The following is a 12736-nucleotide window of genomic DNA, read 5'->3' as shown; positions in this document are numbered from 1 at the left end:
GCGACATTCGCAGCAGACGTGAATTCGTTCAGCGGAAGTTGGGGGCCATCCACATCTTACTATGGTGCCGGTTACTTCAATGGTACACGCCAGGCGGGGATAACAGTTAAGCTTACCCCACCTTTCTCCAGCCTATCCATGAGCGACTCGGCTCAATTCACAGCGGATGTAGCGGGGACCTCGGACAAGCGAGTGACTTTTACAGCCAGCTCCGGTTCAATGACTGCGGATGGTTTATTCACGCCGACCAGCGCCGGCACGGTCACCATCACGGCCAAGAGTGTGGCTGATCCCACCAAGACCGTCACGGCCAGGGTGCTCGTTACCGACGGCAACCCCGCCGCAAGCCTGGTGGCACGATGGACGTTTGAGGAAGGAGTGGGCGCTACGGCGCTGGATGCTTCCACGAACGCCCTCCATGGAACGCTCTACAACACACCTGCTTGGATCGATGGTCGTGTGGGCCAGGGCCAGGCCATGCAGTTCAACGGGTTCACCTCCTACATGGAAGTTCCAAACAACACGAAGCTCAACCCTCAGAGCATCAGCCTGGCCATGTGGATCTTCCTACCCGCCGATCCCAATTGTGGCAACAACGGAAACTGGCGCAGCCTGCTTCACAAGGGCTCTGTCTACGGAACAACCTCGGCCTATGACGTGATCCTGGAGGTCAATCGCACCATCGCGTGGGATACGGGCACCGGCAGCTCAGATCGTTGGTGGCCCTCTGGAATAACGGTCCCCATCGGCCGCTGGACCCACCTGGTTCTGACCTACGATGCCGGAACCGGCCTGAAGCAGGCTTTCCAGGACGGCATCTTGATGGACTCCAGGATTCTGGCGCCGGCCTCGCTCACGCCCAATTCCAGCAGCCTGGTCATCAACAATGCAGCCGCTTCCGCCTGTTCCTCAGGCTATGGGCACTTCGACGGGGCCATGGATGATCTCCGGATTTATAACCGAGCCCTCAGCCCCAGCGAAGTGACGTCCTTGTTCGCGCCGGTCAGTCTCAGTCCGGCCCAGCGTTCCATCACACCGAATGAAGGCATGGCGTTCGTTGCCTCGCGCCCCGATGGCCTTAGCGCGCCGATCACCTGGGGCGCCAGCGGTGGGAACATTGGAACGGACGGAACGTTCGTCGCTCCGACGCTACCAGGCGCATACACGGTCACGGCAACCAGCTCCCTCGATCCAGCCAAACCGGCTGTCGCCATTGTGGATGTTCGTGATTTCGATGCCGCGGATGAATTCCAGAGCTCGTCCAATCCCAACGGCGCGTGGTCCTATGGCTGGACTGGCACTCTGGGGAGCGGGTTCACACCGTTCGTCAACCATGCCCCCCGCGCCGATGGTTTGGATGGTTGGGATAGCTGGCCTACAGCCTCCATCTTCCACAATCCCACGCAGAAAAACGTGACGGTTAGTGGTTCGAGTGTGGTGCTGGTCCCCAATCAACTCTCCATGCACCCGGGCTCTGGCGGGCAGTACTCCGTGTTGCGATGGACCGCGGCAGCGGCTGGCTGGATGGACGTAAGTGCATCCTTCATGGGCGCAGATCCCCGTCCCACCACCACCGATGTCCATGTGCTATTGAACGGGGTCTCTCAGTTCGACGGCATGGTGAATGCCTACCACGTGGGTCCAAGTTACCGGGGGACTCTCTCAGTCCAGCCTGGCGATACCATCGACGTGGCGGTGGGTTTCGGGAATGGGAATTACTCCAACGACACCACCGGAGTGCAATTCCGCATCAACAAGGCCACGCCTTCCCTCTCGGTGAGCCCGTCTTCGGTGCTCCTGGCCCCTGGTGTCAGCAAGGTCTTCTCCGCTTCCGGAATGGGTCTGCCTGATTCCAAGGTGACGTGGTCGGTGGAGGAGGGTTCCTTCGGTGGGGCCATCGGGCCGGATGGGACGTACACCGCACCGGATCTTCCGGGGGTGTACCACGTGGTAGCTACCAGCACAGCCAATCCGACAATCTCCGCCAAGGCGACCATCGTGGTGGCTTCCGCCACCGCCGTCATCAGGCCGGAAATGAAACGCTTCGATCCTCCCAGGCCGAACACTCGCCCTTCCTTCGCTCAGCCCATCACGGTTCTGGCCCGGCGGTAGGAGGAGGCTTCTTTGATTCGAGGTAATGCTGTGTCTCGGTTGGCCTCTGTCCTTCGCGCATTGATCATCCTCGCGACCATGGTGGTCGGAACCCATTCACAGGCCTCGGAGATTCCAGGCCTGGCCGGAGGAACCCGGGGATGGGTGGCCATGCTCATCGAGGATCACGCAGGAATGCGCGAGATCGTGTGGGATGGTTCGTTTAGGGATTTAGAGGTTTCGGGCCCATTTAAGAAGGATCACCGATACGCGATCGTCACCAAAGGCGCCACGGGCCTGGTGGATCTGGGCTGCTGGGACCAGGCATGGCCGCGGGGTGGCGGCTGGACCGCCCCGGCACCCATGATGGCTGTGAGCTTCACGCAGGATGGATCCGGTGCGATTCTCACCGCAGGAGGCAAAAGCACCTGGTTGCCCGTCGCCGCGGCCTATGCCGGGAAGGGGACCCCCTCAGCCACGCTGCGCGGCGCCTACTTGAACTGGCTGCTGGCCCACCGGGGAACCACGCCCAGCATCCCCAGGGAGACTCGTTGGCAGCGGATCTGCCGAGGCGCCGAGGCGGTGGTACGGGATCTTCTTACCCGCAGCGAAAGCCAGCCGGATTTCCGTGTCGTGGGCATCGGCACCTCTGGGCGGTTGCTGATCCCTCCCGGAGAGGGCCTGCAGGCTGGTTTGAATGCGGTAGCCCACATGGAACCTTCGGACTCGGGCAGCATGCCGGAGGCTCTGAACCGGGTGCTGGAGACCGCACAGAAACTGAGGGCATCCGGTTCCTGCGAGCCAGGCATCGTCCTTCCTGTTGGTGATGGCTGGGCCCTCAACGGGAGCTGCGGCGTGGGCGAGGCCTATGAACCCTCCAGCAGCTACGCAGCGATGCTGGCCACAGTTCGAGCCATCCGCGACAGCGGTGAAGCGGAAATATGGGCCTGGAGCGTGGATGGGCCACGGGTCTGGTCCAAGGCATTCGGGGCCGAAGGGGCTGGGCGGAGCTTCTCCGAGGATGCGGTGACGGATCTGGATGCCGCCGTCAAGGCCTGGATGGGGCGCCGAGGCCAACCGCTCCTGCTCACGCTGGCCTTCGACCAGCCTGCCCTGACGCGGGTGGCCCAAGTCACACTCAGCATCCAGTCCAACCATGGACTCCTGTCGGCCACCCTCAACGGTCAGCCCATCCAGGCCACGGGTCTCGAAACCAAGGTTCCTATCACCCTGAACGAAGGCCTCAACACGGTCATCGTTTCCGCCACCGACCTCTGCGGTAGCCAAACCCAGGCCAGCGCTGCCATCACCCTGGACACCATTCCACCGCACATCACCCTGAATTCATTACCGCCCGCTCTCACCAACCAGATGACGCTGACGCTGCAAGGTCAAGTGGACGATCCCACTGCAACGCTCACCCTGGACGGCCAACCTGTGACCCTGGATCCCCAGGGCGGCTTCAGCGTGCCGGCTCCATTGCTTGAAGGCCCTAACACCTTCGCGCTCGTGGCCACGGATCCCGCCGGGAACCCGGGCCGTCAGGACATTTTTGTGGTGCGGGACACCACCCCCCCGGTTATCACGCTCAACAATGCTCCTCCAGCCGTAACCAAAGCCGGTTCGGTGGATCTCACGGGGTCCGTGAACGAACCTGCTTCTGCCATGACGCTCAATGGAGCATCGCTTTCCTTCAGCGGGCAAGGTTTCTCCACCCTTGCCTCCCTGAGCACTGAGGGCACCAATACCTTCGAGATCACGGCGACGGATCTGGCCGGGAATGTCGGTAGGCTTACCGTCCAGATTCAAAGGGATACCACGCCTCCCGTGGTGCACTTCGTGGCCCCTCAGGACGGTTTCACCACCAACCAGGCATCCGTGGTCGTCCGTGGCACGGTGGATGATCTTTCCGCCCGTCTTACCTTGATGGGTCAGGACACGCCCCTAGATCCTCAGGGTCGCTTCGAGGCGACCATCAAGGCCAGCAAGGAGGGTCCGTTGGCGGTGCGAGCGGAGGCGACGGACTCCGTCGGCAATACAGGCAAAGGCACCGTGTACGTGAAGTTTGACTTCACCCCTCCCACCCTGGCCTGGGTGAACCCCACGCCCGCGGAAGGTGCGACGCTTGCGGCGAGCCTCATCCCGGCTGCGGTTGTCATCAATGAGGCGGCATTGACCTCCATCAACGGACGGCGCATGGAGTTGGAGCCCAGCGAGAGCGTGTCCATGCCTTTCCTCGCCCGTACGGAGTTGGAAGCGCAGGAAGGGCATGTGGTCCTGCGAGCCACCGCTGTGGACGGTGCAGGGAACAGCGCTTCCATTGAGCGCGCCCTGGAGGTGGGACTCACGCAGCCGCGCATTCTCCTGGAATCTCCTGGACTAGACCGTGACCTGCGCTTCACCACCGCCAATCCTGGTGTCACCCTGATGGGTCATGTGGAAGCACCCGATCTTGTGAAGCCTTTGGTTTTCAGCGTGAACGGGCAGGTTCAGTCCCTTACCGATGAAGGTCGTTTCAATGTGCCCGTGAGCCTTGCCACGGGTCTGAATCCTTTCGTCCTTGTGGCCACGACGAAGCTTGGGCAGTCTGCGACTCAGAACTTGACGGTGCTGCGTACCTCAGAAGACCTCCCCGCGGATGCGCCAGCAGCCATCCAGATCGACTGGCCCCAAAATGGCTTTGCATCGGGTATCACGCCCATCCTGGTGAAGGGGCGCGTGAACAAGGCCGGAATGCAGGTGGTCCTCGCGGGACAGAGTGTCAGCGTGGACCCTCAAACCCTCCAGTTCTTGGGGAACGTGGCGCTGACGGCAGGTTCCAATCGCATCCAGGCCGTTGGAACCGATGCAGCCGGGAGAACCGCCACCGCGGAAGTGCTGGGATCCTACGTACCCCCTGGATTTGCCAAATACATATGGGAGACTCCAGTGGACGGCGCGCAGAGCGCCACACGCACGGTGCGCATTGGAGGTCAGGCCGACCAGCCTGGAGTCCTCTCCATCATGGTGAATGGCGTACCCATGGCCCTTAGCGGTGATGGCGCCCTGGGCCGTTTCAATGGCGAGGTGGGCCTCTCGTCTACGGGCCGCAACACGCTTCTAATGGAAGTCCGGACTTTGGCCGGGGAAACCCGGACGGAGAAGCGGGATATAATCTTCGAGCCAGAACTGCCTCGGATCCGCCTCATAGCGCCCGATTCTGCGCGCCCGGGTGACACCGTCCCAATCCAGGTAAGTCCCGAATCCGGCACCAAGCTTTTGAAGGCGGACCTCACTTGGAATGGCCGGTATTTGGCCACGGTGACAGAACCCTTTGCCCCGGTGAGCGCCGTGGTTCCTTCGGATGCCGTGGTGGGAAGCCGCATCAGCCTTGAGGCGGTTGGAACAGGGGTGGAAGGCGCTACCGCGACAGCCCGGACGTACGTGACGGTGTTTGGAGCGGGCGCGTTGATGATCGAGGCCTACGACGATAGGTTGGGCTTGCCGTTCACTGACAAGACTGCCACTGCTGCCGTCGAGGGCGGAGAGTCGCAAACCCTTGACGAGCATGGACGTACTGCTCTGGCCACAGCTCTGCCTCAGAACTGGATCAAGGTTTTAAAAACCGGCTTCACGCCTGTGTGGCGGAGTGCGGCGCTCCAAGTTGGAGGTGTGCAGTCCTTGGTGGATGCACGGCTGACCCCCATAGGAAAGCCTCAAGATGTAGATGCATCCGGCTTCACGGGAGCGTTTGGGGGTGGAACCCTGACGTTGACGATTCCAGCAGGTGTTCCGGGCAGCACGGGAAAGGTATCTGCCACGCCGCTTTCAGCTCAGGGACTGCCGGGGTTGCTGCCTTTGGGCTGGTCCGCCATCTCAGCCTGGTGGATTCAGGTGGATGGCGCATCCTCGCCCCTCGCGGGCATGGCTTCCCTCATTCTGCCTGCGGCCATGCCCGCGCTTCCTGCGGACGGGCGTTATGCCTGGGCGCATTGGGACGAGACCTCCCACGTCTGGGTGGCCCTGGCCGCAGGCCTGCCAGCAAATGGCTTGGCAACCCTTTCCATGCCTTCCGCAGGCGGCTACGTCCTGTTGATGGCGGATCCTGGCGCCACCGCGCCTCCGGCAGCGGTCGCAGGCTCCGTGCTGGCGGGTTACGAAGGCTCCGGTTGGCGGGACGGCATCAAGGCTTCTGGCAGCGTGGATCCTTCGCTGATGCCGACCGTGGACGCGATCCGAGGGGCGAGGGCCACGGCGATATTCGGCCTGGCCTTCGAGGGTTTGACTCCATTGCCTTCTGGCCTTCCCATTCAAGCCGACGTGTTGGAAAGCTACGCCCTTCTGGATTCAGCGATCATCGAGCCGGATGGCTTCAGCCAGGATGCCGTGGCCTCACGCTGGATGCTGGAAGTGGTGGATGGGAAACCTGTACTCACGGGTGCGGGGGACAGCTTGGGGCTGAGACTACCTATTCACATGAGCCGGACCTTCGGTGAAACAGAGTTGGTGGAGGGCAGGATCTTCGTGGGCTTCTACCACGACGGCGTCCAGGTGGCCCAGAGCGGATCTGAGCTACTGGGAGCTTCCGGTGGTGTGGTCAGCCAGGATGGGGTGAACCTCTCCTTTGCCTCGGGTTCTCTCTCGGGCACCACGCTGGTGCGCCTGAGCGTGGATGGAGGGAATGCATCCTCCCTCTGGCCTGAACTGGCCGGGAAGGGCGCCCTCACGAAATCCTTCAGTGTGGATATCGTCGGTACCCTGCTCTCGGGTCTCGGCCTCTCAGTGGATGCCCTGGACCTGCCTGATACAGCGCGGCCGCTCCTGCTCCAGCGTCGCGTGGTGCAGGGCGAGCACCTGGTGGTGGCGGTCGGGGAATTGAGGAAGTCCGGCTCCTCCTGGGTTCTGGTGGTGCCTGTCGGGGGTAACGAGATCCTGGAAGGTGGCGCCTTCGCTATTTTGGCACCTGCTTCCACTTGGGATTGGATCTCGGGAACAGCCTTGCTTCCGGGCTCCACCGCCCAGCCCTTGATGCAGAACCTCGGGGTGAAGGCCAGGATGGTACCCGTGAAAGCCTTGGCTCAGCCAAGGGCGGCCAGTGGTCAGAAACCCGGATCCAAGCCCCTCGCCGCTGCTCCGCTCAACACAACCCTGGCCATGGCACCCTTGTCCCCTTCCGACGATGTGGCCGTGGCGGATGTGATCGTCGATGGGGGATTCCTCCAGGCTGTGTCTGGAACCACTGGTGCCTTCGCCGTGCCGTCATTCGTCCCCGGGGGCGCCACACTGGTTCCCATCAAAGGCGAGCGGCGCGATCTTGGCGTGACGGGCAACTTCAGTGCATCCGTGCCCAGCTCAGACAACCTCCTGCGCCTGGCCACCGTTCCCTTCCGGGTGCTGAACGCCGTGCCGGCCAATGGCGCCACCGCTCCCGTGGGAAGCGTCGTGATGTTGATGCTTTCAGGCCCCGCGGATGTGGCCACCCTCACAGGTGCGAAGCTGTTCAAAGAGGTCGAAACCGCCTCGACCACGCTCCAGGCCATGGCCTCGGCACCGGCGACGAAAACCGATACGACGGTAAGAGTGGGAACCTCGAAAACCAGAAAGGTTCAATCCGCCCGGAAAACCCCCAAACGACGTCCCTCGAAGGCCGAGAAACGAGCGCTCGACCTGTCGGTGGCTCCGACCCTGGTGGAGGTCCCTGTCCGCCGGAGCCTCAGCCAGGATGGGAAGACGATCTTCCTGACTCCCGAGCAACCCCTGGAATTGAGCGCCACCTACCGCATCGTGGCCGATGGCCTCCTGAACCTGGGCGGAGAAGCCGCTCCCACCTTCGAAAGTCGCTTCCAGACGGCGGCGGTGCCCTCCCTGCCATCCGAGGTGGACTTCAGCCGAATCAAGCTCTCCTATCCTGACGCATCTTTCAACGTCACCGTGACCATCCCCGAAGGCGCCCTTCCACCTTGGGCTGTGGCCGAACTTGAGGCCAACGGCATGGGTTCCTACGGCAATGGCACCATGCCCGACAAGGGCGACCTTGTGTTCACCCTCAAGGCCACCCTCGGCGAGCGCCTGAAGATCCGTGTTCAGCTGAAGGATGGGCGCGTCTTCGAAGGCTTCCTTAGCCGCTACGAATCCAACGACGGCACAGGTCGTGTGACCCTGGGCATCGATGGCGGGCGGGTGGAATCGGCGGATGGCTCCTGTGCCGTGACCCTGCCCGAAGGCACCTTGGACCACCCCGTGGAGTTCAAGGCTCGGTTCGTCCCAGAGGTTCCCGATGACATCCTGCCCGAGGCGGCGGTTCCCATCTGGGGTCGTGTGCAGCTTCTGGCCAAAGAGAATGTGTCCTTCGCCAAGATTCCCCGAATCGAGGCTACTGCTCCCGAGGGAGCGGGGGACCTGGGCGTGTTCCAGGGGTTCGGGACCTATGCGGTTTGTTTCAAGAATCAGATCTTTGGGCCCGATGGCCAGCCCGCCAGTGTGTGGGAATTCCTGGACACGGCTCAAGTGAAGGGCGGGAAGCTGGAAGGACTGGGAGGCCTGCCCTGGACCAGCAGCTTGGAGGGGCTGGGGGACCAGGCTCCGGCCACTTCAATCAATCTCCAGAAGCGGGTAAAGATGGTGGCATCCGGGGCTGTGGCTGAGGGCGCGATGGGCGTGGTAGAAACGACCAAATGCCCAATCGGGATGAGTGATTACCCATTGCCCAAGTCCTATCTCAACCTGAGCCGCCTCTACGACATGCTCGCCAGGCTTGGGTTTGGGCAATATGGCGGAGGCTCCAATTATTCCGAGGCGTTTGAGGTTGAACTGGACGGCATGATCGTGAAGAACCCCGGGAACGTGATCTACAAGGGTCGGGCCTTCACGGAGTTGCCGGGCCAGAGCCGCGGGGAAACCGTGGGAGCGCCGGTGTATTATTCCGCTGGCACGGCTACGGATGTGAAGGTCAATGGCCGCTTGGTGCAGCGTACCAGCGAATGCGGCACCTACATGGTGATGAACGCTCTGTTCGCCGACGATCCCATCAAAGAGGGCGGCGCCTTTCTGGGCGTCGAGCCCGACTTCGGCATCAGCCAGATCCGAAGTCCCTTACCTACGCCCTGGATGAACGACACCCAGCACGATCGGAAGCTCTTCCAGGTACCGGATTTCGTGTTCAAGGTGGAGCCCATCCAGTTGGAGGATCACGCGGCTCCTTGGGCCCAAGCCTGGTTTGAAGGCGCGGATGTGCTGAGCAGCACCGCGGCGCGCGCGGGAGGGGCTTCGATCTTCCTCGGTGTGGCCGGTTACGATGCGAAGGATAAGGCCAACCTGACCTTAAAAGTCTCCCTCGACGGACATGAGCAATGCACAGCATGCACGGCCGATCCCTCCCGATCGAGCGGGGAGAATCAGGCCAGGATTTGGCAGATTCGCTTGATGTTGACGGTTGGGCAGCACGTGGTGGATGCCTGGGTGTCCGATGCTTCCGGCAATGTGACCCACCTTCGCAATGAGATCACAGTCCTGGATTTCCTTGATCAGGAACCTCTCGTGACCCAAGGAGTTCCACCGAAATTCACAGTAGGGGTTGCCGGAGGGCTGGACGCTGCCGATCCAGGAACCGCAATCAAGATTCAGTTCTCGGAGCCGGTGACGGGGTTGAGCTCTCAAACCCTGTTCTTGAACAAGGTTGATGATCCCAACAAGGGTTGGGTCTCTGAGGTCCGCATCTTGGGTTCCCAAGGTGAGGCAAAGGCCGATCAGCGCCTGTACACCGTCTACCTGCTGCCTTCCGCCAAGCTGGAACTGGGGGCCACCTACGAAGTGTTCGGAATGGGGACCATTCAGGACTTCAACGCTCCACCTTTGAAGCTTGGCAACGGGCTGGGCCAATCGGTCCGGTTTACGGTCAACAAGGCACAGACTCTTGGACAGGTCGCCTTCTCGCCGCGGGTGGTGAAGGCGGATGCCCTTGGCGGAAGGTTCTTCGTGGCCACTGACCAGGGGCAAGTGGCTTATACCCAACTTCAGGATGGATTCCTAAGCGGTTTCACCACCTTTGGCGTGACCGGATCCGGCACGGCCAACTTCCTCGGTCAGGACATCACGGATTTGCAAACCTTCCGGCGCGTCACCGTAGGGGGGGTGCCCATGGATCTGTTGGTTGTGACCACCCAACCGACTGCAGCTAACTACAACCAGCAGGGTGCCCTGTGGGTATTCAATGCTTGTGCTGCTTGTGGGACGCCAAAGCTCCTTTTCGGCATGAGTACGGGACAAGGTGGTCAGGGCTACGCGCCCACCGTCGGGTTCCGGGATGGCATGCTTGTCGTGGGCCGGCTGTCCTCCTCGGTCCAGATTGTGGATGTGGCCACGGCCATCGCCCGTTGGAACGGGGATATCTCGGCGGTGATCCAGCCTCAGGGCAATGGGACAAGCGCCCTTCTCCAGTCCTTCTACCTGGCAGACCCCGAGTACTTGTGGAAGAGCGGGGATACCTTGGCAGGGTCTGTGGGCATCAATTGGAGCGTGGCCGCCACGCCTTGGCCCATTGAAGCAGGCAAGCAGGGGATCCAAGTGGCTGTTGGCTTCAACCAGCCCGGGGCCCAATGGCGGGGCATTCCCCTCACGGGGCTTCCCGTGTTCCAACTGCCCATAGAGCTTGGCAAGTACACCCCTGCGCCGGCCTTTGTTGCCGATGCCAGTTCGGTGGCAATCAGTCAGGTGCAGAATGCGCCTCCGGCCCATGCCAACGCCCATCCGGGTAGTACTCCGGGAGGGCGCGCCATGACCCGCATTGCCTCCTGGCCCCGCGCTTCGCTCCTGATCAATGGGGCCGCCGTCATCCGGGACACAGTGGTTGGCCTGTCTCCCAACGGTGCTCCACTCCAAGACACTCAGGGCCAATCCCTCGGCATCCTGGGGAATTCTCTGGTGCTGGAAGATGTAACGGGGGATTCCCCGAACCCTCGCATCGCGGTTCCGCTTGGTTACTGGCCGGTACAGCCACCTTTCGGGGCGGGCGTGAAATACGAAATCCTCCGGAAGGTTCCGACGGTTGATGAGCTCACCGGCCTGCTGGCCGTGCCCGTCCAGAACCTCGCCACGGGCGCCACCGCCTGGTTCGTCATCGATTTCAAGAATCCTGCCGCCCCCAAGACCGTCCACATGGAGCCGAACCTCAGTTCTTGTGGCGGCTTCAGCAACGGCGTGCTCTTTGGCATTGGCGGCGGGAAAGTCATCGCCAAAAGGGTGATGGATGGCATTTCCGGTGTGGACGAGGGAGATTGCTACACGATGCAAGCCAAGGTTGAGATGGCCATGGATGGGAAGCGGAGTGGCGATAACATACTTGAATTTAACGACGATAATCGGAACTATCTTTTCTGGGTGAATGATGATCGTGATGCGACCTCGCTGAAATGGTGGGACGAAGACCTCGCTTCACTGCCGATCACAGTAGAAGACGACGAAAGCCCGGATGGATTGGTTTATGTCCCAAATCCTCAACCCAGCAGAAATAACCCGGGATATATATGGAAGTGGGTCAAACCGAATTGTGAGGATGACGAAATCAACGGGCTCCGCGACCTGGAAGATTTCACACGGTTACACCTTCGGATTGATGCCACTACCGCCGCCTTCTCAGGCGTGACCTACTGGATGAAATACGAGGCGGAGGACCCCACTAAACGGCCTGCTGTGAATCTGTTTTCAGCCGTGGATCCAACAACGAAATACCTAATCGATACCAGTGCTGCCAACAAGCAAGTTTCTGTCCAGAAAGCGCTTTCGGTGGGTTCTGAGGAAGTGGAATTGCCCAAAACCTTCATCCAGCCTCTAGGTGTGGTTACTCCCTTTTTATTGGAAGGCGCGTCGGAAGGAAAAGGGCGGTTGATTCTGACTGCCAAACTCAATGGAATCGACATTGGACATGCATCCATAGGTCTAGAACTTCGTCCCATCACAACCTTCTACGACAAATTCTCTTTGGAAGTAGGCTCAGACGACATGGTCCCAGCCAGCCTAGATCCGGCCAAACAACGACTCGCCACTTACGCTTCAACCAACCCGACAGATGAGTACTGCCTCTATGTCCATGGCTGGAAGATGGCTGAATGGGAGAAGGACCGCTGGGCCGAAACCACCTTCAAGCGGCTTTGGTGGCTGGGATACAGAGGAAAGGTTGGGATTTTCGAATGGCCCACGTTGGAAGGCATGACTACATATGATCAAAGTGAATTCAGGGCCTGGAGATCAGGCCATGCGTTAATGCAGTTACTTCACGACCTGAATGAAAAACACCCAGGGAACGTCAGAGTGCTGGCCCACAGTATGGGAAATGTAGGGTTCCTCGCTGAATTGGGTGGGTAGGACCTCAGCGGACTGGTAAGGCTGGGACCATGGGTGGATGGACGCGAATGCCCTTTTCACCATGGCGCTGGGTTTGACCTCCCCTTGGGAGGTGAAAGATCTGGTGTTTACCGCCGAGTCACGGCGACTGGACATCCGGATCGACTTCCCACGGGGGGCCTCGTTCCCGTGTCCGGAGTGCGGCGAATCCTCGAAGGTCCACGACACCGAGGAGAAGTCCTGGCGGCACCTAGACTTCTTCCAGCACTCGGCCTATCTGACGGCGCGGGTGCCGCGCTGCCGCTGCGACCAGCACGGGGTGAAGCAG

3 protein-coding genes are annotated in these 12736 nt (G+C 61.1%); all 3 read left to right on the top strand.

Annotation, left to right across the window (positions count from 1 at the left end):
* Positions 1-192 precede the first annotated feature (192 nt).
* Positions 193-2112 (top strand): LamG domain-containing protein, encoded by a 1920-nt coding sequence (locus G398_RS0110310; RefSeq protein WP_169720648.1) that lies wholly within the window; start codon positions 193-195, stop codon positions 2110-2112.
* 150 nt (positions 2113-2262) lie between these two features.
* Positions 2263-12429 carry an alpha/beta hydrolase gene (locus G398_RS0110305; RefSeq protein ID WP_026853535.1) on the top strand — a complete coding sequence of 3389 codons (10167 nt, stop codon included), beginning with the start codon at positions 2263-2265 and terminating at the stop codon, positions 12427-12429.
* 37 nt (positions 12430-12466) lie between these two features.
* Positions 12467-12736: transposase family protein (locus G398_RS17705; protein WP_169720647.1), on the top strand; the 270-nt coding region annotated here is incomplete at its 3' end.

This window comes from Geothrix fermentans DSM 14018 (genome assembly GCF_000428885.1).
Lineage (GTDB): Bacteria > Acidobacteriota > Holophagae > Holophagales > Holophagaceae > Geothrix > Geothrix fermentans.
This window is presented reverse-complemented; position numbering and strand designations above follow the sequence as displayed.

Coding starts and splice junctions, on each gene's coding strand:
- G398_RS0110305 (WP_026853535.1), top strand. CDS start 2,263: ATGCTCATCGAGGATCACGCAGGAATGCGCGAGATCGTGTGGGATGGT.